15 protein-coding genes are annotated in these 26,999 nt (G+C 71.1%); 4 read left to right on the plus strand and 11 right to left on the minus strand.

From position 1 onward, the window contains the following. The first annotated feature begins 44 nt into the window (after positions 1-44). Positions 45-2,369: a glycoside hydrolase family 2 protein gene (locus ACFWYW_RS04190; RefSeq protein WP_379609583.1), complete on the plus strand. Its 2,325-nt coding sequence runs from the start codon at positions 45-47 to the stop codon at positions 2,367-2,369. A 327-nt stretch (positions 2,370-2,696) separates the two neighbouring features. On the opposite strand, the gene ACFWYW_RS04195 is transcribed toward ACFWYW_RS04190, so the two are convergent. The 6 genes from ACFWYW_RS04195 to ACFWYW_RS04220 all read right to left on the minus strand — a co-directional run bounded on the left by ACFWYW_RS04195 (position 2,697) and on the right by ACFWYW_RS04220 (position 9,375). Continuing rightward, positions 2,697-3,695: an aldo/keto reductase family protein gene (locus ACFWYW_RS04195; protein ID WP_379609584.1), complete on the minus strand. Its 999-nt coding sequence runs from the start codon at positions 3,693-3,695 to the stop codon at positions 2,697-2,699. Between the two features lie 3 nt (positions 3,696-3,698). Continuing rightward, complete coding sequence (locus ACFWYW_RS04200; protein ID WP_379609585.1) at positions 3,699-4,718, minus strand: LacI family DNA-binding transcriptional regulator; 1,020 nt, start codon at positions 4,716-4,718, stop codon at positions 3,699-3,701. Between the two features lie 28 nt (positions 4,719-4,746). Further along, positions 4,747-6,078, minus strand: coding sequence for a GH1 family beta-glucosidase (locus ACFWYW_RS04205; RefSeq protein ID WP_379609586.1), 1,332 nt, complete (start codon positions 6,076-6,078; stop codon positions 4,747-4,749). After that, positions 6,075-6,896, minus strand: coding sequence for a carbohydrate ABC transporter permease (locus ACFWYW_RS04210; RefSeq protein WP_379609587.1), 822 nt, complete (start codon positions 6,894-6,896; stop codon positions 6,075-6,077). Before ACFWYW_RS04210 ends, ACFWYW_RS04205 begins: the two co-directional genes overlap by 4 nt. Next, positions 6,893-7,669 (minus strand): carbohydrate ABC transporter permease, encoded by a 777-nt coding sequence (locus ACFWYW_RS04215; RefSeq protein WP_379609588.1) that lies wholly within the window; start codon positions 7,667-7,669, stop codon positions 6,893-6,895. Before ACFWYW_RS04215 ends, ACFWYW_RS04210 begins: the two co-directional genes overlap by 4 nt. A 413-nt stretch (positions 7,670-8,082) precedes the next feature. Continuing rightward, positions 8,083-9,375, minus strand: coding sequence for an extracellular solute-binding protein (locus ACFWYW_RS04220; RefSeq protein WP_379609589.1), 1,293 nt, complete (start codon positions 9,373-9,375; stop codon positions 8,083-8,085). Between the two features lie 219 nt (positions 9,376-9,594). Between ACFWYW_RS04220 and ACFWYW_RS04225 the strand changes: the two genes are divergently transcribed. Both ACFWYW_RS04225 and ACFWYW_RS04230 read left to right on the plus strand, forming a co-directional pair. Further along, positions 9,595-11,841, plus strand: a complete 2,247-nt coding sequence (locus tag ACFWYW_RS04225) for a glycoside hydrolase family 9 protein (RefSeq protein WP_379609590.1) — start codon at positions 9,595-9,597, stop codon at positions 11,839-11,841. Between the two features lie 4 nt (positions 11,842-11,845). Then, positions 11,846-13,288, plus strand: a complete 1,443-nt coding sequence (locus ACFWYW_RS04230; RefSeq protein ID WP_379609591.1) for a glycoside hydrolase family 6 protein — start codon at positions 11,846-11,848, stop codon at positions 13,286-13,288. A gap of 24 nt (positions 13,289-13,312) precedes the next feature. Here the strand turns inward: ACFWYW_RS04230 and ACFWYW_RS04235 are convergent, their stop codons facing one another. Continuing rightward, on the minus strand, positions 13,313-13,675 hold the full coding sequence (locus tag ACFWYW_RS04235; protein WP_379609592.1) for a winged helix-turn-helix transcriptional regulator: 363 nt from the start codon (positions 13,673-13,675) through the stop codon (positions 13,313-13,315). Positions 13,676-13,763: 88 nt separating this feature from the next. Here ACFWYW_RS04235 and ACFWYW_RS04240 point away from each other — a divergent pair, with 88 nt between their 5' ends. Next, positions 13,764-14,372, plus strand: coding sequence for an NAD(P)-dependent oxidoreductase (locus tag ACFWYW_RS04240; RefSeq protein ID WP_379609593.1), 609 nt, complete (start codon positions 13,764-13,766; stop codon positions 14,370-14,372). On the opposite strand, the gene ACFWYW_RS04245 is transcribed toward ACFWYW_RS04240, so the two are convergent. The 4 genes from ACFWYW_RS04245 to ACFWYW_RS04260 are packed head-to-tail and all read right to left on the minus strand — an operon-like array spanning position 14,356 to position 26,983. Continuing rightward, positions 14,356-15,963, minus strand: coding sequence for a nitroreductase family deazaflavin-dependent oxidoreductase (locus ACFWYW_RS04245; protein ID WP_379609594.1), 1,608 nt, complete (start codon positions 15,961-15,963; stop codon positions 14,356-14,358). The genes ACFWYW_RS04240 and ACFWYW_RS04245 overlap by 17 nt on opposite strands. Continuing rightward, on the minus strand, positions 15,960-16,544 hold the full coding sequence (locus ACFWYW_RS04250) for a TetR/AcrR family transcriptional regulator (protein WP_379609595.1): 585 nt from the start codon (positions 16,542-16,544) through the stop codon (positions 15,960-15,962). The genes ACFWYW_RS04245 and ACFWYW_RS04250 overlap by 4 nt, the downstream gene beginning before the upstream one ends. A gap of 20 nt (positions 16,545-16,564) precedes the next feature. Beyond that, positions 16,565-23,089, minus strand: a complete 6,525-nt coding sequence (locus ACFWYW_RS04255) for a polymorphic toxin-type HINT domain-containing protein (RefSeq protein ID WP_379609596.1) — start codon at positions 23,087-23,089, stop codon at positions 16,565-16,567. A 12-nt stretch (positions 23,090-23,101) separates the two neighbouring features. Continuing rightward, the gene (locus ACFWYW_RS04260) at positions 23,102-26,983 is read right to left on the minus strand and encodes a LamG domain-containing protein (RefSeq protein ID WP_379609597.1); all 3,882 of its coding nucleotides are present in this window, start codon (positions 26,981-26,983) and stop codon (positions 23,102-23,104) included. Between the last annotated feature and the right edge of the window lie 16 nt (positions 26,984-26,999).

A 26,999-nucleotide genomic window follows, 5' to 3' on the forward strand; every position in this document is an offset into this window, starting at 1 on the left:
ACGTCCGCCCTAGCGTCAACCCGGCCCCCACCAGTGGAGATGACTTGCGCACCCTGCACCAAGGCTGGACCCTGACCGGCTCGGACTTCTCCGGCATCCCCGCCACGGTCCCCGGCTGCGTACACACCGATCTGCTGGCGGCGGGCCTGATCGACGACCCCTACCTCGACCGCAACGAGGAACGGCTGGCCTGGATCGGCCGCACCCCCTGGACCTATGAGACGACGTTCGACTGGACCGACACCGGCGAGGACCGGGTGGACCTGGTCTGCGCCGGGCTCGACACCGTGGCGACCGTGCTGGTCAACGGCATGCAGGCGGGCCGCACCGCCAACATGCACCGGACCTACCGTTTCGCGGTCGAACACCTGCTGCGCGAGGGCGCCAACACGCTGACCGTCCACTTCGACTCGCCCTACGCCTACGCCGAGGCCCGCCGCGCCGAGCTGGGGGAGCGGCCCGGCGCCTACGCGGAGCCGTACCCCTTCATCAGGAAGATGGCCTGCAACTTCGGCTGGGACTGGGGACCGACGCTGGTCACGGCGGGCATCTGGCGGGCGATCGGGCTGGAGTCCTGGTCGGGCGCGCGGCTGGCGGAGGTGCTGCCGACCGCGCGGGCCGACGGCGAGGTCGAGGTGCGCGTCCGGGTGGAGCACGCCCGTCCCGCCGCGTGCGAGGTGGTCGCGGAGGTGGCGGGGGCCGAGGCGCGGGTACGGCTGGCCGCCGGGCAGACCAGTGCCGTCCTGCGGATGCGGGTGGAGGACCCGGAGCTGTGGTGGCCCCGGGGGTATGGGGAGGCCCGGCTGTACGAGCTGACGGTGCGGCTCGGGGACCAGGTGCGGACCGAGCGCATCGGCTTCCGCGACGTCCACGTCGACCGGGAGGCCTTCCGCCTGACGGTCAACGGCGCCCCCGTCTACGTCAAGGGCTTCAACTGGATCCCGAACGACTGCTTCCCCGCCCGCGTCACCGCCGCGAACCTGGCCGAGCGCTTCACCCAGGCCACCGACGCCGGAGCCAACCTCCTGCGCGTCTGGGGCGGCGGCACGTACGAGTCGGACGCCTTCTACGACCTCGCCGACGAGCGCGGCCTGCTCATCTGGCAGGACTTCCCGTTCGCCTGCGCCGCCTACCCGGAGGAGGAGCCCCTCTGGAGCGAGGTCGAGGCCGAGGCCCGCGACAACGTGGCCCGCCTGATGCGCCATCCGTCGCTGGTCCTGTGGTGCGGCAACAACGAGAACATCGAGGGCTTCTGGCATTGGGGCTGGAAGAAGGAGCTCGCCGGGCGTACCTGGGGAGAGGGTTTCTACCAGGATCTGCTGCCGCGCGTCGTGAACGAGGTCGACCCGGCGCGCGCGTACTGGCCGGGCAGCCCCTACTCCGGCACGTCCGACCGCGACCCGAACGACCCCTCGCGTGGCACGATCCACATCTGGACCGTCTGGAACGCCCAGGACTACACGCACTACGCGAACTACACTCCACGCTTCGTGGCCGAGTTCGGCTTTCAGGGCCCGCCCGCCTACGCCACCCTGCGCAGGGCCTCCTCCGACCAGCCGCTCACGCCCGACTCCTCCCCGCAGAAGGCGATCGGCGGCCAGGACAAGCTCCTGCGCGGCCTCGGCGCGCACCTGCCACGGCCGGAGACGTTCGACGACTGGCACTACTACACCCAGCTCAACCAGGCCCGCGCGATGGCCTTCGGCGTCGAGCGCTTCCGCGCGCTCATGCCGTACTGCATGGGCACGATCATCTGGCAGTTCAACGACTGCTGGCCGGTCACGTCCTGGTCGGCCGTAGACGGTGACGGCCGCAAGAAGCCTCTCTGGTACGGCATGCGCCGCGCCTACGCCCCCCGGCTCCTCACCTTCCAGGGCACCGAACTGGTGGCGGTCAACGACTCCGCCGAGCCGTGGGAGGGCGAACTGGCGATCACCAGGATGTCCGTCACCGGCGAGACGCTGGCCAAGGAGTCGGTGACGATCAGGGTCGAACCGAGGGCCGTGCTGGGCGTGGAACCCGCGATAGCCGACCTGGCGACGGGCGAACTGCTGGTCGCCGAACTGGACGGCACGAGAGCGCTGCGCCCGGCCGAGGAGGACCCCGAGATGGGCTACCCGGTGGCCGACTACACGACCGAGGTGGAGCCGGTGAACGACGGCGTGCGGCTGCGGGTGACCGCGAGGACGATCCTGCGCGACCTGGCCGTCTTCCCCGACCGCCTCGCCCCCGACGCCAAGATCGACGACCAGCTCGTCACCCTGCTGCCGGGGGAGAGCACCACCTTCCACATCACCACGACTCAGCACCTGGACCACAAGGCGCTGACCCGCTACCCGGTCCTGCGCTGCGTGAACGAACGCCGCTGAGCCCGAGCCCTCGACCGGCCAAGAGCGGAGTTGTCACGGCGAGCACCCCGTGAGCCCTCACGACCATCGCTCGACAGACCCCGGCGGGGTGCGGCGGACCGGGCAACCCGGCTTGCCGTAACCCCGCAAGGGGGTTGGCACGCGGCACCCCGGCGAGGCGAACGCACAGAACCCGGCTTGCCGTAACCCGGTGGGTTGGCGCGCGGCACCCCGGCGAGGCGAACGCACAGAACCCGGCTTGCCGCAACCCGGGGGTTGGCAGGCAGAACCCCGGCGAGAAGGTCGGCGGCCGGACGCGCGGAAGCTCGCAGCGGTACGGGAGAGCGGTTAGGGGCGGGATTGGGGGCTTGGGGGGCCGGTGGGGTGGTGTTCGATGATGGTGCCGAGGGTCTCGTCGATCGCCTTCAGGGCGTCGGGGCCGAGGCGGACGCCCGCTGCCGCCGCCGAGTCCGTGATCTGCTCCGGGCGGGAGGCGCCGACGATGGCGCTGGAGACGTTCGGGTTGGCCAGCGTCCACGCGATCGACAGTTGCGCGAGCGTGAGGCCGTGGTCGGCGGCCAGGGGGCGGAGGTTCTGGACGCGGGTCAGGACGTCGTCCGTCAGCAGCCGGGTCACGTACTGGCCGCCCTCCGGGTCGGTGGCGCGGGTGCCGGACGGAGGAGGGGCGCCGGGCGGGTACTTGCCGGTCAGCACGCCCATCGCCATCGGTTGGAAGATCACCTGGCCCACGCCCTCGCGCTCGCACAGCGGCACGATCTCGGGCTCGATGACCCGGCGCAGCATGTTGTACTGCGGCTGGTTGGACACGATCCGGTCGAGGCCCATGTCGCGGGCCACGCCGAGCGCCTCGGCGATCTCGGGGGCGGTCCACTCCGAGACGCCCACGTAGAGGACCTTGCCCTGGCGTACCAGGTCGTCGAAGGCCCGGAGCGTTTCCTCTAGCGGGGTGCTGTAGTCGTAGCGGTGGGCCTGGTAGAGGTCGATGTAGTCGGTGCCCAGGCGGCGCAGGGAGTTCTCCGCCGAGCGCAGGATGTGCTTGCGGTTGAGGCCGCGGTTGTTCCTTCCGCCGCCGGTCGGCCAGTAGACCTTGGTGAAGATCTCGATCTCGTCGCGCCGTTCCGTCCGGAGGGCGCGGCCGAGCACCTCCTCGGCGCGGCCTTCCGCGTAGGCGTCGGCGGTGTCGAACGTGGTGATGCCCATGTCCAGCGCGGCGCGGACGCAGGCGCGGGCCCGGTCCTCGTCGATCTGCGAGCCGTGGGTGATCCAGTTGCCGTAGGCGATCTCGCTGACCATGAGGCCGCTGCGCCCGAGATGACGAAATTCCATGCTTTAGCTCGATTCACGGATCACTAGGTGTGGGGTGAGGACCAGCGCGGCGCGCGACGGACGCTCGCCGGCGCCGAGCCCGGAGATGAGCGAGGTCAGCAGCCTGACCATCTCCCTGCCCATGTCCTCGATGGGCTGGTGCACCGAGCTGAGCCCGGTGAACTGCGCGTGGCTGGAGTCGTCGAACCCGACCACCGCCACGTCCTGCGGCACCCGCCGCCCCGCCTCGGCCAGCACCCGCAGCGCGCCGACGGCCATGAGGTCGGAGGCGGCGAAGACCGCGTCCAGATCGGGCGCGCGCTCCAGCAGTTCGCGCATGCAGCGGGCGCCGCTGAGCTCGGTGAAGTCCCCGTGGGCGATGTACTCGGGCAGGCCCGCCAGCATGAGCGCCTCCCGGTAGCCGCCCAGCCGGTGCAGCCCCGCGATCATGTCGATCGGCCCGGAGATCGTCGCGATCTTCCTGCGTCCGCGCTCCAGCAGGTGGCCGACGGCGACATGCGCGCCCAGATGGTTGTCCACGTCCACCATCTGCGGCACGACCTGCGGCCCGATCGAGCGCCCGCCCTGCACCGTCGGCACCCCGATGTTCACCAGGAACCCCGGCAGCGGATCGTCGCGGTGCTGCGACAGCAGGAGCACGCCGTCGACGTGCCCGCCCGACAGGTACCCCTCCAGGTTCGCCCGCTCCTCCGGCGTCCCCGCCATCGTCAGCAGCAACTGCCGGCCCGTGGCGGTCAGCTCCGAGGTGATCCCGCGGATGATCCCGGCGAAGAACGGGTCGGAGAAGAGCCTCGCCTCAGGCTCGGCGATCACCAAGGCGATGCTGTCGGTACGGCTGGCCGCCAGGGACCTCGCGGCGTGGTTGGGCACGTAGTTGAGCTCCGCGACGGCCCGCTCCACCAGTTCCCGGGTCTCCGGGCTGACGTTCTCCGCCCCGTTGATCACCCGCGACACGGTGCCCCGGCCGACCCCGGCGTGCGCCGCCACCTCCTCCAGCGTGACCCGCTTCCTGGCCCCGCTCACCACCTCCGGCCTCCCGTCCGAGCGGCGGTCAAAGCAGGCCCTTGCGGATGCGGGCGGCGTACCAGAGGGCGGAGTCCTTCGGCGTGCGCTTCTGCGTGCCGAAGTCCACGTGGACGATGCCGAAGCGCTGGCCGTATCCGTGGGCCCACTCGAAGTTGTCCAGCAGGGACCAGGCGAAGTAGCCCTTGAGCGGCACGCCCCTGTTCACCGCCTCGGCGCAGGCGGAGATGTGCCGCTCCAGGTAGTCGATGCGCTCCGGGTCGTGGACCGCGCCGCCGGAGCTGACCGAGTCGGCGAAGGCGGCGCCGTTCTCGGTGATGTAGAGGTCGATCGCGGGATAGTCCTTGACCACCCGCTGCAGCAGGTCCAGCAGGCCGTTCTCGTCGATCTCCCAGCCCATGCCGGTGCGGGGGCGGCCGCCGTCCACCCAGTGCGCCGACTCGGCGCCGATCCACGGGGTGGTGCCGGAGGGGACGGGGTCTGCGGCGGCGACGAGGGCGGGGGAGTAGTAGTTGATGCCCAGCATGTCGATCTTGCGGGAGATCGTGGCCAGGTCGCCGTCCTTCACGTGGCTGAAGTCGCTGAGGTGGGACAGGTCCGCCAGCACGTCCTCGGGGTAGGCGCCGAGCAGGACGGGGTCGATGAACAGGCGGTTCTGGATGCCGTCGATGCGGCGGGCGGCGTCCACGTCGGCGGGCGAGGTCGTGGCGGGCGTCACGTGCGACATATTCAAGGTGATGCCGATATTTCCGGACAAAAGTGGTACGGCCAGCCCATGCCCCAGCAGGAGATGATGCACGGCCTTCACCGCCTGCTCAGGCTCGGCCCGCCCCGGCGCGTGCTCACCGTTGGCGTACCCGAGCAAGGCCGAGCACCACGGCTCGTTCAACGTGGTCCAGTTCTCCACCCGGTCAGACAACGCCGTGTGCACGATGTCGGCATATTCGGCGAACCGGTAGGCGGTGTCGCGGTTGGGCCACCCGCCCGCGTCCTCCAAGTACTGCGGCAGATCCCAGTGGTAGAGCGTCGGCCACGGCGTGATGCCACGTTCCAGCAGCGCGTCCACGAGGCGCCGGTAGAAGTCCAGGCCCGCCTGGTTCACCACTCCCCGCTCCGGCACGATCCTCGGCCACGCCACCGAGAACCGGTAGGCCCGCAACCCGAGCCCCGCCATCAGCCGCACGTCGTCGAGGTAGCGGTGGTAGTGGTCGCAGGCCACGTCACCGTTCTCACCGTCGCGCACCTTGCCCGGCGTGCGGCTGAAGGTGTCCCAGATGGACGGCCCCCTGCCGTCATCCGCGAACGCGCCCTCGATCTGGTAGCTGGACGTCGCCGCACCCCAGAGAAACGAACTGCTCATGCCTTGACGGCTCCTTCCATGATGCCGCCGATGATCTGGCGGCCGAAGACGATGAAGACGGCGAGCAGCGGCAGCGTCGCCACCAGCGTCCCGGCGAACATCAGCGTGTAGTCGGTGTAGTACTCGGTGGCGAGCTGGCTGAGCGAGAACTGGACGGTCGGGTTGTCCGCCTCCAGCACCGCCCTCGGCCAGATAAACTCGTTCCAGGTCCCCATGAACGTGAAGAGCGCCAGCACGGCCGCGCCCGGCCGCAGCGCGGGCAGCACGACGCTCCAGTAGACGCGGAAGCTGGAGCTCCCGTCGACGATCGCCGCCTCGATCAGCTCGTCGGGCACCGCCCTGATCGCGTACTGCCGCATCAGGAACACCCCGAACGCCGACACCAGGAACGGCACGATGACCGCCTGCATGGTGTTCTGCCAGCCCAGCTCCACCATGACCATGTAGAGCGGGATGATCCCCATCTGGACGGGGATCATCATCGTGCCCAGGACGATCACCAGCAGCGCCCCGCGCCCCCGGAACTTCAGCTTGGCGAAGGCGAACCCGGCCAGCGAGCAGAAGAACACGGTCGAGACCGTCACCGCGACCGAGGCGAGGGCCGAGTTGAGCATGCCGAGCGCGAAGTTGGCCTGCTCGGCCTCGAACAGCCGGGTGACGTTGGCGCCGAGCTCCCCGCCCGGCGTCATGGGCGGCGGGTACTGGCCGACGACGTCGTTGGTCCGCGTGGCGATGACGAACATCCAGTAGAGCGGGAAGACCGAGATCACGATCGCGGCGAGCAGGGTCAGGTAGACCAGCTTGTTCCGCCTGATCACTTCATCCTCCTGGAGATCAGGTAGTTCACCAGCGCGATCAGCACGATGAGGACGAAGATCATCCAGGCGACGGCGGAGCCGTATCCGTAGTCGAACTCCTCGAAGGCCTGCTGGAACATGTACATGGCGGCGGTCTGGAACTGCCGCAGGCTGCCGCCGGTCAGGTCGCCCTGCCCGAACAGCAGCGGCTCGGTGAACAGCTGCATGCCGCCGATCGTCGACATGATCACCGTGAAGATCACCGCGGGCTTGATCATCGGGATGGTGATCTGCCAGAACTGCCGCGCCTTCGAGGCCCCGTCGAGCTCGGCGGCCTCGTAGACGTCGCGCGGGATCGACTGCATGGCCGCGAGGTAGATCAGCGCGTTGTAGCCGGTCCAGCGCCAGTCGACCATGACCGCGATCGCCGTCCACGACGACCACTTGTCGGCCTGCCAGTCGACGGGCTCCACGCCGACGAGCCCGATCGCCCAGTTGGCCAGTCCCGCGTCCCGCGAGAACAGCTGCGAGAACACGATCGCCACCGCCGCGATCGAGGTGATCATCGGCGCCAGCACGCCCATGCGCAGGAACGTCAGCCCGCGCAGCGGCCGGTTGAGCAGACTGGCCAGCACCAGCGCGATGAGCAACTGCGGCACGCCGGCGACAAGGAACATCCCGACCGTGTTGACGACCGCGTTCCAGAAGTCCGGATCGGCGAACAGCACGGCGAAGTTCTCGAGCCCGACGAACCCCTGGTTCCCGCTGACAAGATCCCACTTGTGCAGCGACACCCAAGCCGTGTAGATCAATGGAAATAGCCCAAAACACGCAAAAATCACGAAAAAGGGCGCGATATAGAGGTACGGCGCGGTGTTCCGGTCAAAGCGCGACCGGAGACGGGACTTGGGAACCTTCTTGGCGTGCCCGCCTCTGGCCGACGGTTTCACCCCGAGATCAACACTCACGACTCAGCCCCCTCGGATGGCCGGCGATGGCCGTGACGGCGCGCACCACGTCCGGCGTGAGAAGCGACCCCCACGATCGGCGCCAGCCCATGGCGGCGGGTGGCGTGGGGGGTGGCGCAGCCGTAACGGATGGCGGCGAGACGGACAGAAGCACAACGGACAGAAGCACAACGGACAGCAGCACAACGGCCAGAAGCGCGACAGATGGCGCAAAAAACAGAAGCACGGCAGAAAGCGGGCTATTTCGCGCTGCGTTTGGCGTCGGTGAGGGCCTTGGTCCAGGCTTGGGCGGCGTCGAGTTTGCCCTGTTCGAGGGCCAGAAGCGCCTCGCCCACGCGGTCGCCCACAGCCTGGTTGCCGGGGCCGAGGTAGACCGGCTTCAGCGTCTTGGCCGACTCGCCGAAGATCTGGCCGACCGGCGCGTTGTTGAAGTACTCGTTCGTGAACGCCCGCACCGCCGGGTCGTCGATGGCCTGCGGCGAGGACGGGAAGTTGTTCTCCGCCTTGAACGCCGCCAGCTGCCCCTCCGGGCTGGTCAGGAACTTGGCCAGCTCGGCCGCCTCCTTCGGGTGCCTGCTCTGCTTGGGCACCGCCAGGAACGAGCCGCCGCGCACCGCGCCCGAGCCGGGTACGCGGGCCACGTCCCACTGGCCCTTGAGCCCGTCGCCGGCCTGCTCCTTGATCAGTCCGAGCATCCAGGCCGGGCAGGCGATGGTGGCGAACGAGCCCTTCTTGAACCCGGCGTTCCACTGCGGGCCCCACATCTGGAGCTTGGCCGACAGGTCCGCGCCGACCATGGCCGTGGTCGTGTCCCAGGCGGTCTTGACGCCGGGGTTGGTGTCGATGACGAGTTTGTTGGCGGTGTCGAAGTAGGTGTGGTCGCCCTGCTGCATGAGGACGTTCTGGAAGATGCCGCCCGCGGAGTCGAAGAACTTCGCCTCCTTGACGGCCGCCACGAACTTCTTGCCGGTCTCGGTGTAGTCCGCCCACGTGGGCCAGAGCTTGCCGACCTCCTCGCGGCCGGTCGGCAGCCCGGCCTTCTCGAACAGGTCGCGGCGGTAGCACATGCCCTGGGCGCCGACGTCGGTGCCGAGGCCGATCAGCGTCTTGCCGTCGGGGGTGAGGGCCTGCTTCCACTTCCATTCGAGGAACTTGTCCTGGAGCGGGGCGGCGCCGTGGTCGAGGAGGTTGACGAAGTTGCCGGGCTTGGCCATGAACTGGACGAGGATGCCCTCCTCCAGGGCGACGACGTCGCCCGCGCCGCTGCCCGCGGCCATCCACTGCTGGAGTTTGGGAAGGTAGTCGCCGAGCTGGGCGATGTTCTCTTCCTTGATCGTGATGTTCGGGTGGGAGGCTTCGTACTTCTTGTACAGTTCCTCGTAGCCGAACTTGCTGAAGGTCTTGACGACCAGCTCGATCTTCCCGCCCGCCTGGGGGGTTTCCTCCTTGGCGGCGCCGCCGCAGGCGGCCGTGGCCACCAGGCTTGCGAGGGTGACCGCGGCGAAGAGTCCGCGGCGAACGTGAGTCGTCATGCGGGGGGTACCTCTCTGGGAAACTGGACGAGGGGCCTGCGTTTGACGCCGCCGGCACCGGTGTCTAGCTCCGTATGGGAGCGCTCCCATGACGTTAGACCATGATTCGGTCCGTGTGAAAGGTCTCCGGCATAACGGAAATTTCCCTCTTGACGCTGACCCTCCTTGTCAGTAAAGATCACGCCGACGCCGCCGGACCGCTTCGAGAGAAGGTCCGGCATGTCTTTTCGATCGCGGCTGGCGTGCGCGCTGACCGTGGCGGCGGCCTTACTGCCCGCCGCTCCCGCCCAGGCCGAGGCGACCTACGAACGCGTGCTGAACGGCACGTTCGGCGGCGGTTCCAAGGAGCCGTGGTGGAGCAGCGAGACCACGCCGTCCCGGGTCGAGGCGGGGCGGCTGTGCGCCGAGGTGCCCGCCGGCACGGTCAACCCCTGGGACTCGATGATCGGCCAGAACGACATCCCGCTGGAGAACGGCCAGCCGTACAAGCTGGTGTTCACGGCGGTGGCCACGAAGGACGTCACGATCAAGGCGATCGCCCAGATGAGCGGGCCGCCGCACACCACCCCGATCGCGGGCGGCGCCGACGTCACCACCACCCCCCGCACGTTCGAGATCACCGGCACGTCCACGATCGACGAGGCCAAGTCGCAGATCGCCTTCCAGATGGGCGGCGCGAGCGAGGCGTACACGCTGTGCCTGGACGACATCTCCTTCACCGGCGGCGTGATCCCGCCCGGCGGGGTGCGCGACCTCGGCTCGCCGGTACGCGTCAACCAGCTCGGCTACCTGCCCGGCGGCCCCAAGCGGGCCACGGTCGTCACCCCGTCGCGCGCGCCGCTGCCCTGGCGGCTCCTCGACGCCTCCGGCCGGGCGGTCGCCACCGGCTTCACGCGGGTCTTCGGCGACGACGCGATGTCGGGGGACCACGTCCACACCGCCGACTTCACCAGATATCGGGCGCGGGGCGCCTTCCGCCTCGCCGTCGGCGACGAGGTCAGCGAGCCCTTCGAGATCGACGCGGGCCTGTACGGCAAGCTGCGCAGGGACGCGCTCGCGTACTTCTACCACAACCGGTCCGGCACCCCCATCGAGGCCGGGCACGTGGGCCAGGCCTACGCCCGCCCCGCCGGGCACGCAGGCGTCGCCCCCAACCAGGGCGACCTCGACGTCCCGTGCGCCCCGGGCGCCTGCGACTACCGGATGGACGTGCGCGGCGGCTGGTACGACGCGGGCGACCACGGCAAGTACGTGGTCAACGGCGCGCTCGCCGCCTGGCAGCTCATCGACGCCTACGAGCAGTCCGGCGACGTACGGCTGGCCATCCCCGAGTCCGGCGGCAGGCTGCCCGACGTCCTCGACGAGGCCAGGTGGGAGCTGGACTTCCTGCTGCGCATGCAGCGCCCCGACGGCATGGTCCACCACAAGATCCACGACGCCGCCTGGACCGGTCTCCCGCTGCGCCCGGAGGCCGACGCCCAGCCCCGCCTGCTCTTCCCCGTCTCCACCGCAGCGACCCTGAACCTGGCCGCGGTCGGCGCCCGCTGCCACCGCGTCTACCAGCGCTTCGACCGCGCGTTCTCGGCCCGCTGCCTGGAGGCCGCGCGCCGGGCCTGGGACGCGGCGCACGCGAACCCGGCCCTGTTCGCACCCGCCGAGAGCGTGGGCGGCGGGCCGTACGACGACACCAAGGTGAGCGACGAGTTCTCGTGGGCGGCGGCCGAGCTGTTCGCCGCCACCGGCCGGCGCTCCTACCTCAAGGCGGTCACCACCGGTCTGACCACGGAGAACTTCTCCTGGAAGGACACCGGCGGGCTGGCCGACCTGGCACTGGCCCGGGTACGCGGCAAGCTCGGCCCGCTCGCCGCGCTCAAGCTGACCGGCCGGGTGGCCCGCGTGGCCGATCGGCATCTGGCCGACCTGCGGGCGCAGGGCTACGCCAACCCGTTCCTGCCGCCCGATGGCATGTATGTCTGGGGCTCCAGCAGTGCGACGGCCAACACGGCGCTGGTGCTGGCCTACGCCTACGAGCTCACTCGTGTCCCGAAATATCGGGAGGCGGCGGTCGAATCCCTTGACTACCTCCTCGGGCGCAACGCCCTCAACCAGTCCTACGTGACCGGTTACGGCGAGCGCGCTGCCCGGAACCAGCATCACCGGTTCTGGGCGCACCAGCTCGACCCGGCGCTGCCGTACCCCGCGCCGGGATCTCTCGCGGGCGGCCCGAACAGCGGCCTGCAGGACCCGGTCGCCCAGCGCAACCTCCAGGGCTGCGCCCCCGCCAAGTGCTACATCGACGACATCGGCTCCTATGCGACCAACGAGGTCGCCGTCAACTGGAACTCCGCCCTGGCATGGCTCACAGCCTTCGCCGACACCCGTTCCGCTGAAACCCATTCCGCCGACACCCGTTCCGCCGACACCCGTTCCGCCGACACCCACTCCGCTGGAACCAACGAAAGGTGATGTAGTGCGATTTATCGCAGCAAAGGCCGCAGTGGCGTTGACCGCCGTCGCGGCGGCACTTCTCACGGCGCCCACCCCCGCATCAGCGGCGGCGCAGCTCGTCGCCAACGGCGGGTTCGGCGGCGGCGTCGCCGGCTGGAAGCAGATCGACCAGGCCGAGGTCACCGCCGACGCGGGCCGGATGAAGGTCCGGGCCAAGACCCGGGTCAACGACCCGTGGAACGCCATGACGGCGGCCAACACCACCGCCACGCTGAAGCCGGGCAGGACCTACACGCTCTCCTTCGACGCCCAGGGCTCGGAGGCGTTCACTCCGGCCACGACCGTCCAGTACCTCAAGACGCCGGGCCAGAACCAGTCGCTGGGCACGACGTTCCCGGTCACGACCACGAGCAAGCGCTTCCTGTACACCTTCACGGCCAAGGCCCCCGCCGACGCCTCCGACCTCACCGTCGAGGTGACGTTCCAGGTCGGCTCGAAGGACCGGGCGGCCACGGTGTGGTTCGACAACGTCTCGCTCATGGAGACCCAGGCGACCCGGCCGACCGGCCTGTTCGTCTCCGGCGAGTCCAACCCGGCCGTGTGGGTCAGGAACAACTGGGACGCCCAGCGGGCCAAGGCCGAGGCGATCAACAACGGCATCGCCACCAAGCCGATCTTCATGTGGTTCGGCGGCTGGTTCGGCGACCTGACCAAGGCCGTGGACGACTACGTGGGCGCCGCGCAGGCGGCCGACAAGCTGCCCATGCTGGTCGCGTACAACATCCCCTACCGTGACGCCTGCGCCACCCACTCCAACGGCGGCGCGGCCGACGCGGCCGCCTACCACGCGTGGATCACCGCGTTCGCGCGGGCGATCGGCAGCCGCCACGCGGTCGTGATCCTGGAGCCCGACGCCGTCGCCGCCGCCCCCTGCGTGACGCAGGTCGGCGGGGACCCGGAGGACCAGTACCGGATCCTCCTGGACGCGACCCAGGTCCTGAAGGCCGCCGCGCCGAACGCCTGGGTCTACCTCGACGCGGGCAATTCCGGCTGGGTGACCAACAAGAACGACCTGGTCACCCGCCTCGGCAAGGCCGGCATCGCCAACACCCGCGGCTTCTCGCTGAACGTCTCCAACTACAAGTGGACCGACCAGACCACCACCTACGGCACGGACGTCAAGAACCTGCTGGCGCCCGCCCACGGGAACAAGCCGTTCGTGATCGACACCAGCCGCAACGGCAACGGCCCCTACCCCGGCGACTCCACGCCCGAGGACGACTGGTGCAACCCGCCGAACCGCAAGCTGGGCGCCGCCCCGGCCAAGCCGGCCTCGGGCGCCGAGTACCACTACTGGGTCAAGGTGCCCGGCGACTCCGACGGCAGGTGCGGCATCGCGCCGACCACGCCGGCCGGGCAGTTCAGCCCCGACCTGGCCATGGCACTGATCAACGGCAACCCGTAGCGGAGGACTCCCGGCGGGGGCGGGTCAGCGTTCCCGCCCCTGCCGGCTCTCCCGCGCGGCCATGACCTCGGTGACGTACTGCTCCGCCCAGTCGGTGATCGCCTGGATGGGCTCCTGCAGCGACCGGCCGAGCGGGGTCAGCGTGTACTCCACCCGGGGGGGCACCTCCGCGAACACCTCCCGAGTGAGCAGCCCGTCGGCGGCCATGGCGCGCAGGGTCTGGGTCAGCACCTTGGGCGTCACCCCGCCGATCATGTCGCGCAGTTCGGTGAAGCGCTTCGGCCCGTGGCGCAGGCTCAGCACGACCAGCACCGACCATTTGTCGCCGATCCGGTCGAGCACCAGCCGGGTGGGGCAGTTCGGGTCGAAAGCATCGCCGTTCGTCATGGTTTCCCAAAGGTAGCAATGGCACGTTGAAGTAACCAGTATCCAATGGATACCTTCGCAGTCGCAACCGCAACTGAGGAGGTCCGCAATGAACATCCTGCTGATCGGCGCCAGTGGAATGATCGGCAGCCGGGTGGCCGCCGAGGCCGCGAACCGGGGCCACGAGGTCACCGGCGTCACCCGCTCGGGCAAGGACGGCACCCAGACCGCCCACGCCGCCGACGTCGCGGCCATCACCGCCCTGGCCAAGGGCAAGGACGCGGTGGTCCTGTCCATCGCTCCGCCCAGGGACGGCACCGAGCCCGAGGCCCCGCTGCTGGCCGCCGGCCGCGCGGTCCTGGCCGCCCTGCGCGCCGCGGGCGTCGGCCGCCTCGTGGTCGTCGGCGGCGCGGGCAGCCTGGAGATCGCACCCGGCGCCCGCCTGGTCGACACCCCCGACTTCCCCGAGATCTACAAGAGGGAGGCGCTGGCGCAGGCCGCGCTGCTCGACGTGATCCGGGCCGAGGCGGACGACCTGCGCTGGACCTACATCTCCCCGGCCGCCCAGATCGCCCCCGGCGAGCGCACCGGCGCCTACCGCAAGGGCGGCGACACCCTGGTCGGCCCGTTCATCACCGCCGAGGACTACGCCGTGGCGCTGGTGGACGAGCTGGAGAACCCGACCACCCCGTCACAGCGCGTCAACGTGGCGCACTGAAGCGCACGAACGGGATCCGCCCGCCGATCTGCCGGAAGTCCAGCACGTCGTCGAACCCCATCAGGGCGCAGAGCCGCCGGGCCGCCGCCGGGTGGCGGGCGGCGTACGTGGCCATGATGTCCGCGCCCTCGGCGGCGGACAGGGGAACGGCGACGGCAGGGCGGGGATGACCGCCGATCTGGATCGTGACCTCCGGCGTCTTCAGCACGTTGCGGTACCAGTCGGCGCCCGAGCCGAACCCCGACGCCGCGACCACGCTCCTGCCGTCCCGCGCCACGATCTCGATCACCGCCTGGCGCGGCTGCCCCGAGCTGCGGCCGGTGTGCGTCAGCAACATCATCCGGTGCGGCACCAGCCAGCCCAGCCCCGCGCGGAACAGGCTGATCGGCAGCCGCCACGCCCGGCGGCGCCACCCGGTCGGCGGCACCGCCCGCTTCGCCAGGATCGTCTGCGCGCCGAACTGCCGCCGCAGCACCGGCGCGAACGCCTGGCGCGTGATCGTCCTGGTCACCGCCTTCTGCACCACGAGCTGTGGCCGCGTGGCCGGGACCAGCGTCCTGGTGAACAACCGCGCGGTGCGCTGCCGCTTGGCGACCTCGCCGCGCATGCGCCGCTCGTAGCGGTCGAAGGCGCGCTCGGGCTCGCGCTCGTCGCGCAGCGCCTCGGCCAGCAGGTACGCCCCGCCCATGGCCATCGAGACACCCTGCGCCGAGAGCATGGTCATCGAACCGCAGGCATCGCCGACCAGCGCCACCCGGCCGCGGTGCCAGGAGGGCAGCACGATCTGCGTCATCGTGTCCATGAAGACGTCCCCGTCGGCCGGCGCGTCCTCCAGCAGCGCCGGGGTGATCCAGCCCATGCCGTCGAAGGTGGAGCGCAGCAGGTCCAGCCGCTCCTGCCGGGGTACGGCGCCGCCGTTCGCCGCACGGAAGATGAACAGCGCGGCCAGTTCGTCCGCGCGCCCGGTCGGATACACGACGGTCTGGCGCCCGGGTTCGGTGTAGTGGGCGCGGATCCGCCCCAGGTGGTAGCGGTCGGGCACCGGGTAGGAGGCCAGCCGGCAGCCCAGGTACCGGGCGAAACGTTCCTCGGCGCCGAAGACGAGCTCCCTGGTCAGGGAGTGGATGCCGTCGGCGCCGACCAGCAGGTCGAACTCCTCGGTGCCGCCCGAGGCCAGATCGGCCTCCACGCCGCCGGGCACGAGGCGCACACCCGCGACGCTCTCCCCGAAGCGGATCTCCACGTCGTCCTGGACCGCCTCCAGCAGGGCCTCTTCGAGCGTGGTGTGCATGAGCCCCAGCCGCGGCCCCTTGATCACCCGATCGAGCAGGGGAACGGTCAGGCGCGCCCAGGCCCGCCCGGAGGCGTCCACGAAGTCGACCGAGTCGACGGGCAGCTGGCGCGGCACCAGCCGGTCGATGATCCCCATGCGCTCGGCCACGTCGTGGGCGGTGCCGAAGAAGTCGATCCCGTACCCGCCGAGCCGCCCGTGCGGGGAGCGTTCCAGGACGACCGGCTCGATCCCGTTGCGCCGCAGCCAGTACGCGAGCGTGAGCCCCGCGACCCCGCCCCCGTTGATGAGCACCCTCATGACAGCAACCCCTCCGCCGCGCTCACGGCCTGGCCCACGGGAAGTTCCGGATCGAGCAGGTAGTGCAGCATCAGCCCGTCGACGGCCGCCGTCACCAGCACCGCCGCCCCGGCCCTGCGCTCGGCCGGCCACTCGGGGTACATCCGCCCGAGCGCCTCGCCGATCTGCCCGCGCGCCTGCCGTAGCTGCTCGCGCAGTACCTCACCGAGCGCCGGATCCCGCGCCGCCCCCGCGATCACCTCGACCGCCAGCCGCGTGGCCCGCTCGTCCCCCGTGGTCTCTCCCAGCATGTCCCGGATCCTGCCCAGCGCCGCCCGCGCGTCAACGGCTCCGAGCAACTCCGCCACCAGGGGCCCGATCACCAGCTCCCCGGCCGCACGCGCGATGGCGGCGTGCAGGCCGGGCAGCCCGCCGAAGTGGTAGTGGATGAGGCCGGGATTGGTCCCGGCCCGCTCGGCGACGGCGCGGGTGGTGACGGCGGGCCAGCCCTCCTCACAGAGCAGGCCGATCCCCGCCGCCACCAGTTCCTCCCGCCGCCGATCTCCACGAGGCGAAGTTGGCCGTTCGACCAAGTTAGTCATACGGCCAAACTAGCATCCTTTCACCCGAAAAGCTCACCGAACCTGCTCAGGATGCCGAGATACTTCTCCGCCTTTTCCACCTTGTCTTCGAGCTTCGAGGCGAACTTCACCGGATCCTGTCCCAGCTGCTTCGTCACGTGGTCGTGCAGCTTGACCAGCGGCGGTGCTCCCTGCGTCTTGCGGGCGAACGCCGGGATCTGATGCAACCCGGTGGTCGACACCTGGGGCTGGATCACCGGTGTGCGGGCCAGCGCCGCCCGGTTCTCCGCCATCTTGCGCCGGTCGGTCTGGGCACGGACCCCGCACACGAGATTCTGCTGGAAGTTCCTGTTGTGGACCAGGACGTCTTCGTCCCCGCCCGCCACGTAGTACGTGTGGTCGGTCGCCACCGTCAGGTTGCGCACCTTCTGCGGCCGCGTGAACGCCCGCACGGAACCGACCGTCACCGTGCCGCCGTCCTCGTCGCGCAGGACCGTGCCGGGACGCAGCCGATCGGCGCGCACCCACTCCTTCGCGCCCTCGTCCCAGAAGGGGTGGTTGGCCGTGGCCACGATCGTCCCGTCGCCGACGCCGACCTCGACCAGGTCCTTGCGCCCGTCGCTGATGATGGTGGCCACCACGGTCCTGGGCCGTGTCCTGCCGGTCTCGGGATCGGTGGCCGTGACCTTGTCGCCGATCCGCACCTGGTCGATGCGGCGGCGGGAGCCGTCGCCCATGAGCACGGGGGTGTCGGGCGTGAAGCTCGAACACGACCCCCCGCTCGATGATCCTCCCGGATCCTCGGTCTTCTTCTTCGCGGGTGGATCGCCCTTCGAGGAGGCGGTCTCCGCGGCGTCGTCGGCCTGTTTGGAGGTGCCGGAGGCGGCGTCGTCGCCCTTCTTGGCCGCCGCGGCCGCCGCCTCGTCCGCCTGTCTCAGGACGTCGTCGGCGGCCTTCAGGTCGTCCTGCCACTTCACGAAGCCCTTGGCCACTCTGACGACGCCCTTGGCCACATCGGCCCCGACCGAGAAGATCTTGCCCCACGGCAGGAAGCCGATCACCATGCTGACGCAGGAGCCGATGTCGCCGCCGACGCAGTTGATGATGTCGTTCACGCCGAGCAGATCCAGGAGGATCTCGGCGCCGGCCTCGACCACCACGTCGACGAAGCTCTTGTTCTTCGTCGCCATCGCCTGGTCGATCTGGTCCTTCGAGGGGCCGCCGTTGTTGTTGCCCGACGAAGACGAAGAGGAAGAGGAGGTGGACGAGCCGCCGCCACCGCCGCCTCCACCGCCGCCGCCGATGTCGTACATCAGGCCCGAGGCGTCGTTGAACGTGGCCGGGCTGTTGTTGGCGTAGGCGTACCCGTGGAGCTGCTGCGGGTCGCCGGTGTCGGAGATCGGGTCGTCGGAGATGAAGCGGCCCGCCGACGGGTCGTACTCGCGCGCCCCCAGATGGGTGAACCCGGTCGAGGCGTCGATGTCACCGCCGACGAAGCCCTTGCGGTCGGGCCAGGCCGACGGCGCCTGGCCGCGCGGCTCGCCGAACGGGGTGAACGTGCGCCGCGTGGCCTGCAGCGTGGTGGCGTCCACGGCCATCTGGGCGGTGCCCTGGTGGTCGCCGGTCAGGTAGGTGACCTTGCCGCCGGAGTCGCGTACGGCCACGGCGCCGCCGAGCCCGTAGTAGCGCAGCGCGCTGACCTTGCCGTCGGACTTGTCGAGGTTCAGCTCCATCAGTCCGAGCGAGAGCGTGCTGGTCCCGGGCTCGTGCTTGAGGAGCCGGTCGCCGTCGGCGTCGTAGACGAACGTGGTCGCCTTGCCGGCCTTCGTGGACTTGGCCAGCCTGCCTTCCGCGTCCCACTCCAGCGTCTGCTCCTCGCCCGCGAGCACGCGCGTGGTCATGTTGCCCGCGGCGTCGTAGGAGTAGGTGTCCAGGCGCTCTCCTGCCGGGCCGCTGGTGACGACCTTGCTGAGCGTGTGCGGGCGCGGCTGTCCCGGCGCGGGCTGGGTGTAGGTGCTGGTGGTGTCGCCCGCGGGCGAGTGCTTGACCTGGGTGAGGCGGTTTCCGACCGTGTCGTAGGTGTAGGAGTCCCAGTACGGCTGCGGCCCCCCGACCGTGGCGTTCGACGGAGCGGCGGCGCACTGGTCGGCGGCCGTCCACGCCTGGGTGAGCCGGCGCAGATGGTCGTACTCGAAGCACTGCGTGTCCCGCGACACCGCGTCGCCGAGACGCAGCACGTTGCCCATCTGGTCGTAGGTGTAGCCCACGTCCGCGAGCTGCGGGGCCGGGTCGTCCCTGTCCACCCGCGCGCGCTCCAGCCGGCGGGTCCCCTCCTCGTAGTAGTTGGTGAGCCACGCCGGCTTGCCGCCGGCGTTCATCGTGTGCTGCATCGGCTCGGCGAACTTGGTGTAGAGCGTCTCGCTCACGTACGGCGCCGCGCCGGTCAGCGTGGACGGCAGCCCAAGCGCGTCGTAGCCGAGGCTCACGCTCTCGGCGGGCAGCCCGCCCGCGGCCGGGTAGTGGATCTTGGAGATGGACCCGTCGCCGTTGTAGCTCATGCCGAACTCGTAGGTGCCGGCCAGCGCCCCTTCGGAGGCCGGGATCGTCACCTTCGACCCGGTCGGCTTGTTGGCCGGGGAGTAGCCGGTGATCGTGCTGGTATACGCGTCGTCGCCGACGTACCGGGTAGAACCGGACGGAAGGCCCTTGAGCGGCGCGTCGTAGGCCCACTCGGCGAGCTTGGCCGAACCCTCCGACAGGCTCGTGGCGCGGCCGAGGTCGTCGTAGCGGTAGGTGAGCGTGCGCCCCCGGGCGTCGGTCGAGGTGAGGAGCTGCCCGGCCGCGTCATAGGTGTAGGCGGTGGCCCCGCGGTCGGGGTCCTCGTTCTTCACCAGGCGGTCGCGCACGTCGTAGTGGTTGCGCCAGACGTTGCCCGCCGGGTCGGTGGTGCTCTCCCGCAGGCCGTCCGGCGTGTAGGTGTGCTTGGTGGCGTCGTAGGCGCCGGTGGGCGTGCCGGTGGCGTACTGGCGCAGCTCGCTCACCCGGCCGCGGGCGTCGCTGAGCGCGGCGGTCGCGGTGCCGCCCGACGGGGGCGTCGTCGTGGTCCAGTCGGCGCCGTGGGTGTAGGAGGTGCGCCAGCGCTCGGCGCCGTTGACCTTGAAGACCTCCGCGGTGGTCCGCTCGGCGCCGTCGCGCACGAACACGGTCTGGGCGGGAACCTGGTTGTCGGCCGCCTGGTGCAGCGCCGTGCCCGGCGGCTGGTCGTTGTAGTAGCTGGTGTTGCGCTTGGCCACCAGCCCGCGCGAGTCGTAGACGGTGTCGGCCAGCGCCCGTCCGGCGCCGGGCGCCGGCACCTGGCTCTGGCGGTGGCGCAGGAAGCCGTCGTACAGCTCGAAGGAGGAGACGTTGCCGCCGTCCGGCTTGACCGACGTCGAGGTCACCACGACCGGGCCGTTGGTCCTGACGAGGTAGGAGTACTCGCCCGTCGGCGTGTGGCCGTCGGCCTTGGAACGGCCCGGCAGCCACACCTTCGACAGCCGGCCCAGCCCGTCGTAGACCAGGTCGGTGCGCCGCTCGTTGGCGTCGATCTCGGCCGTGGGCCGGCCCCAGCCGGGATCGAGCTCCGAGGTCGCGGTGTGGCCGCGCGGGTTGACGGTCCTGACCCCGGTCAGCGGGCCGCCGGTCGCCGGTGTGTACGACGTGGTCGACTTCCTGCCCAGGGCGTCGTAGGACTCGGTCATCCGGCCGTTGGCGTCGTAGACGGCCCGGGAGGTCGTCGTGTAGGCGGGCTGCCCGGCGTTCCACCCGGACAGTTCCTCGACCTTGGTGACCAGGCCACGCGTGTCATAGGTGGTGCGCACGTCGGAGAGCACGTCGCCGGGCGCCGGGGTGGCCGAGCAGGGCGCGGCGGCGCTCTGGATCCTGCCGACCTTGTTGATGATCCACTTGGCGGTGTTGCGCGTGTACTCGTGGCGTACGCACTGGTCGTCGCCCGCCCCGGCCTCGCCCAGGTCGCCGGTCTTGGTCACCAGCCCGTATTCGTCGAACTCCTTGGCCACCTCGACGGTCCGGAAACCGCCCCCGGCCAGCGCCGAGTGCCCGGTGACCCTGGCCTGGCGGACGATGTAGGCCTCCTGGCCGCCGTGCTTGGCGGTGGGGCCGCGCTTCCACAGGCCGTTGACGGTCCGGCTGACGACCGCCCCGCCGGGCCCGTCGCGCTGGATCTCCTCGCGGATCTGGCCCCGGTAGGCGCGGTGGTCGGCCACCTTGACGCCGTCGCTGTCGGTGATCGAGACGTCGCGGGAGCCGCCGCCTTCGAGGTGGTCGCCGTCCATGCCGCGGAAGTACAGGAACTCCGACTCCGACCGCTGCTCGCCCGGCAGGCCGCGCCGTACCAGGACCCGCTCGTAGCCGCGCCAGTCCGACCACGTCTTGCGCTCGGCCGGGACCAGGTCCTCGTCCTCGTTGTAGTGCCAGGCCGGCGTGCCCAGGTAGTCGTAGGTGGTGCGCTGGTCGGGCGAGCCGCCGGTCCGGTCGATCTGGTCGACCTGGGCGACGACGTACTTGTGGAACCAGTCGTTCTCGATCGGCTCGCCGCCCTCCGGCGCCAGCCACTGCTGCGGGAAGCAGCGCTTGGTGTTCTGGTCCGGCTTGGCCGGGACCGTGCCGCGCGTGCACTCGGCCGGCTTGTAGGTCACGCTGACCTGGCCGCCGGTCTCGTTGTGCACGGTCTGGACGCGGTACTTGTACAGCGGCGGCAGGCCTTCGAGCCCGTCGACCCTGTTCATCAGCTGGGCGCCGTCGAAGTTGACCGGCGGCATCGCCGACGAGCCGCCGGTGTGCGTGATCGACTCCAGCCAGAGCGCGGGGCTGGTGCCGTCACCCGGCTTGGGGAACTCGTGGCGCAGCGTCCACGACTCCACGTCGCGGTAGCCGGCGCCGTCCAGCACCCTGGTCGTGATCTTGGCCAGCCGCTTGGTGGACCAGAACGTGGGGGAGTACTTCTCCGGGCAGTCGCCGTCGGCGCACTTCTGGTCCCACGGCACGTCCGGCCAGTCCTTCGGCTGGTCCGTGGAGCAGGCGGTGCCGGGCACGCAGCGGCCGGCGGTGGTGAAGGCCACCTGGAGCGGCGACTTGCCCTTGTAGACCTCGCCGTGGCGGTCGCCGTAGTCGATGCGCTTGAGGTAGCCGGAACGGTCGTAGGTCGTGCCCGTCTTGAGGTTGCGGGCGTAGCGGTTGGTCTCCTTGCCGTAGTAGTAGCTGATCACGTTGCCGCTCGGGTCCACGACGTAGTCGAGGTTCCACCGCCAGGCCTGCGTGCACCACGACGCGGCGTACGTCGAGGCGTGGCACGGCTCGCCCGCGTCGTCGCCGAAGACCGGCATCGTCCACGTCGAGGTCGTCTCCTCGTCGCCGCTCTTCCAGCCCGGCAGCCGGTTGAGCCCGAAGTGGTACTGGGTGCCGTCGAGCGTCGTCACCCGCCAGTGCTCGCCGGAGTTGTCGCCGTTCGCCGCGCCGTCCAGCTTCTCGATCTTCGAGCCGTCGTCGCTCTTCAGCTTCCACGCGCCGGTGTCGTCGTCGCGCACCAGCTCGCCGCCGCCGCCGTTGAGCACCATCGTGGCGTTGCTGGACGACCAGCACTGGTCGCCGGTCTTCGGCTTCACCCCGTCGTCGGCGCACGACTTGTACTTGCGCTCGATGTAGCCGGGCCAGAAGTCGAAGCCCTCCCCGGCCCAGCTCGGCTGGTTGTTGGTCGAGGCCGTCCGCCCGTCGATGCCCCCGGAGGAGTACGACAGACCCACCTGCGGCGCCGGCCCGCCGGTGGACGGCGGCATGCGCAGCGGATAGTTCCAGGTGAAGTCGCCGGTCTGCGCGCTGACCTGCCAGATGGCCGACGGTGACAGCGACGTGGCGGAGTAGCTGCCCGTGCTGCCGCCGGTCGCGGCGGTCACCGCGAACACGCCGTCGGCGCTCCTCGCCGCCGGCCCCACGTCCGCGGCGAGCGTGGAGGTGGCCGGGTCGTTCCGGGTGGGAATCGAGGTGCCGGTACGGCAGGCCTCCTGCTCGGGCGTGGTCAGGAAGCAGCCCGGGTAGGCGACCACGCGCAGCCGGGCGGCCCAGTCGCCGCCGTAGGCGTGCCGGAACCCGGAGTAGTCCAGGTCGATCCGGGCCGCGGCGGCCTGCCGTACCTTGATCAGAAGGCCGTCGACGCCCGCGCGCCGCGTCGTCGCGCGGTCGGCCACCTCCACGGTGGCCTGCTGGGCCCCCGGCGCGGTGACCCACACCGGCAGCGCGCCCGCACGGGCCCGCCCGGCCGCGCCGAGGCGCGCGTCGCCCGTGCCGGAGGGCCAGGTGACCTGGGGAGAAGTGGTGACCGCCGCCTGCATGGCGGGGTCCTTGGGTAACTGCTTGACCGGCACCTTCTCGCCGGGGACGGATCGTTCCTGCTGCACGCCCGGCCGCCGGTCGGCGGCGGCGACCCCGGCCGCGGCCGGGAGCGCGTGGAAGTGCGTGAGCAGCAGGACGACCGCGGCGGAGAAGGTGGCCAGACGCGAACGTCGGGACATCGTGAACTCCTGTCAGCTGTCGTGGGCGAGCTGGAAGACCTCGTCGTCGCTCAGCTCGCCCTGGTAGATGCGGACGTCGGCGATGGCGCCGAGGAAGTGGCTGTACGCGGTGCCGTTCTTGAAGGTGCGGCCGAGGCTGACCGGGCCGGTGGCCTTCCAGGCGCCGGGCGCGTCCGCGCTGCCCTTGAGCACGCCGTTGACGTAGATCCGGGTCTGGCGGGCGGCGTGGTCGTAGACGCCGGTGAAGTGCGTCCAGACGCCGAGGTCCGGCGCGCCCTTGGCCTGGGCCTCGCCCCAGGAGGCCGGCTCGGTCACGTCGGAGGCGGGTTTCATGATCCGCATCGCGCCGTCGTCGCCGCTCCACGCCAGGTAGAGGCCGCACAACGCGTTCGCCTGCTGGCACAGCACGGTTCTGTGGCCCGCCTGGTCGTCCTGCCTGACCCAGGCCGAGACGGTCAGGCTCCGGTCGGTCTGCGCGACCGGGCCCGTCGTGACCGCGCGGTCGTCCTCGCCGTCCAGGAGCAACGCGGTGCCGTCCGCTCCGGTCGGCCCGCGGCTCCAGGTCGCCCCGCCCGCCAGCGTGGCGGTGTGGCCGCGGCCGCTGCTGTCGCCCGCGGCGCCGCCGCGGCCCTCGTCCAGCTTCCAGTGCGCGGCCTGCCGGGGACCGCGCTCGGCCAGCGCGCGCAACTCGTGCTCCGGCACGATCTCCTGCCAGACGCGCGCGTCGTCGATCAGGCCCTTCCAGCCGCCGGTGCCGAGTTCGCCGCCGATCCGGAGCGCGCCGGTGGCGTTCCAGCCGGCCGTGGTCCTGGTGGCGGTGCCGGCCAGTTCCCCGTCCACGTACAGGCGCTGCTGCCTGGCGGGCGCGTCGTAGACGGCGCTCACGTGCGCCCACGCGCCGGCGGCGGGCTTCTGCAGCGAGACGGCCTTGGTGACCGCGGCCGCGTCGGCGTCGGCGGCGGTGGTGGCGAAGGCCCAGCCCGTCGCGGAGTGCCGCAGGGCGAAGCCGGTCGAGCGGGCGCCGTCCTGGCTGAGCACCGTCCCGGCGCCCTGGGAGTCGGCGGGCTTGGCCCACGCCGAGACGGTGAAGCTCTGGTCGGTGCGCAGGGCCGGGCCCTCGGTGGCCGCGTGCCCGGCGGCGTCGAGCGACAGCGCGGTGACCGACTCGGGGGTCCTGGAGGTCTCCCACGCGGTGGCGCCCCGGAGCGTGGCGGGCCGCCCGTTGCCGGACAGGTCGGCCGTCACGGCTCCTGTGCCCTCGTCGAAGGCCCAGTGTCCCGACGGCTTCGGGCGCGTGGCGGCCAGGGCGGCGATCTCCTCCTGGCCGAGCACCCGCTGCCAGACGCCGGCCTCGTCGACCGCGCCCGCCCAGGCCGGTCCGATCTCCAGGGGCCCGGCGAGCGCGGGGACCGTCGCGGCCGTGGCCGCTCCTGCCAGCACGCCGTCGACGTAGAGGCGCCGCTCGCCGGTCACCGGGTCGTACACGCCCGCGAGATGCGTCCAGGCGCGCTGGAGCGCGGGCTGGGCCGAGGTGACGGCCGCTCCGGCGGTGAACGCCCACTTGCCGCCGGCGTCCCTGCCGAGGCTCACGCCGTCCTGCCGCAGCGCCGCCCTGGTCGCCTTGTCGGTGGCCAGGACCCAGGCCGCCAGCGTGAAGCCCTTCCCGCCGGACAGGACCGGGCCGCTCGTGGCCGCCTTGCCCGTGGTGAAAGTGACCGCCTTGCCCTTCCTGCCGTCGCTCCAAGCGGTCTCACCCGACAGCGCCGCCGGGTGGCCGTTGCCCGAGGCGTCGGCCAGCTCGCCGCCCGTGCCCTCGTCCAGTGCCCACTGCCCGGACGGGCCCGTCCCCTGATGGGCGAAGAAGACGTAGGTGCGGATCGGCCCCGGATTGCCCGCCCGGTCGGCGGTGCGGACGCTGAAGCGGTTGATCCCGTAGCGCGTGGGCGTGATCCGCACCGCCGCCCCCTCGCCGGGAGCGGCCACGCGCAGCCGCGTGGACGGCGGGTCCTCGTTGACGCCGTACACGTACTCCGCCACGTCGTCCACGCCGCCCGAGGTCAGCTGGAACGTTCCCGGCTCGCCGAGCCTGCCGCCCCACGCGTCCTCGGGGAAATCGCCCGAGCCAACGCCGGGAACCGCGTGCGGCAGCGTGGTGTCCACCGTGAACTCGCACCACGGGCTCCACCCGCTGGAGTCCACGCCGTCCTCCGCGCGCACCCGCCACTTGTAGGTGCCGCCGTCCACCAGCGCGCCGGCCGGGATGGCGGCCTGCCGTACCAGACCCGAGGTCGACTGCGAGGTCTGCGAGCTGCCGATCTTCGCGGTGCCGTCGAGCGCCCACCACTCGAAGTCGGCGCGCACGCTGTTGTCGCCGTCGCGCACGCGCGCCTTCAGCGTCGGCGTCGTCACTCCGATGTACGGCCGCGCCGCGCCCGTGGCGCAGTCCACGTCGGGAACCATCGCGATCTGGTCCGGCGCCGACGGGACCGTGTTGTAGGTGATCTCCAGGGTCGGGTTGTTCTTGAACCGCTTCCAGCCCTTGGTGTCGCCCTCGTCGCGGGCCCGCAGGCCCAGCGTCAGGTTGCCCCAGTCCTTGCCGGCCGCCTCCACGACCGCCGAGGTCGCGTCGAAGTCGACGCCGCCGTCCGGGCAGCTGGAGCTGTAGCCCTTGGCGACGTCCTTGCTGTCCAGGCGCCGGTGCCAGGTGGGCTGGTCGCTCCACTTCGTCCCGGAGTCGATGGCCCCGGTCAGCCACAGGTCCACGGTGCGGCCGTCACAGGACCACGAGTGGTTCTCCCACGTGCGGAACGTCGCCTTGATGATGTGCTTGCCGTTGACGTTGTCGGTGTCCATGCGGAAGAACGAGCGCTTGGTGTCCACCGTGGGGAAGGACGACGGGTCGTTGTAGTAGCCGGACGGCGCCGACTCGCTGGAGTTCCAGTACGACTGGCCGGAGAAGTGCTTGGAGACGTAGGTCCAGGCGGTCCTGGCCGCGCCGTACGACGGGTCGATGTGGACCGGGAAGCGGGTCGCCGGGTCCTTCAGCATCGCCTGGTCGGGCACCAGGACCAGCCCGCCGTCCGTCTTCTCCACCCGCATCACCTGGCGCCGCCCGCCGACCGCGGTGCCGGCGGCCAGCGCCCGGAGGTCGGCCGGCTCACCGGTGGCCTGGGAGGAGTCCCACATCTCGGGCGCGGGCGCGTGCACCACGACCTCGCCGCCGGCGTCGCGGGCGTCGACGTTCCCCGCCGCGTCCGTGCTGACGGACAGGCCCTGGGCGGAGGTGGTGAGCGTGATCCGGCGCAGCGCCTCCTGGGCGGCGGCCGCGCGCGTCTTGACGACCAGCACCTCGGAGAAGCCGGTGGCGTTCGCGGTGACCTTGAGGTCCACGCCCGGCAGGACCTCGGGGTAGACGGCCGTGGAGCCGTCCAGCACCGGCGCGGGCAGCGGGCGCGGCCAGCCGAGCGCCAGCGAGCCGCCGTCGCGCCCGATCCTGGCCAGCGGGACGGTGCTGCCGCCGCCGGAGAAGGCCAGGTCGACGGCGGCCGCACGGGGCGCGACCGTCCCGTCGGGGCGGGCCACGAGCGTGGTGTCGATCGGCACCCAGCCGGCGGCGGTGCGTACCTGGATGGGAGAGGCGTGCTGCTCCCGGGTGAACGTGCCGTCGGGGTTGGCGAACAGCCTGCCGGTCTCGGTGCGCTCGCCGATCACCTCCACGCGCCGGCCGGTGGCCTGGGCGGTCCCGGACTCGTCCGGCCGTACCCGCTCCTCCGGCGACCCCATCGCCGGGGGCTCCGGCGGCTCTCCCGGCCCGGCGGCGGCCGCCGGATGTCCCCACCACACGGCCGCCACGGCGGCCAGTACCGCCGCCGACCGGCGTAAACCTGAGCTCATGTCGTCCTCGCACGTC

Source organism: Nonomuraea sp. NPDC059023, assembly GCF_042740095.1.
Classification (GTDB): domain Bacteria; phylum Actinomycetota; class Actinomycetes; order Streptosporangiales; family Streptosporangiaceae; genus Nonomuraea.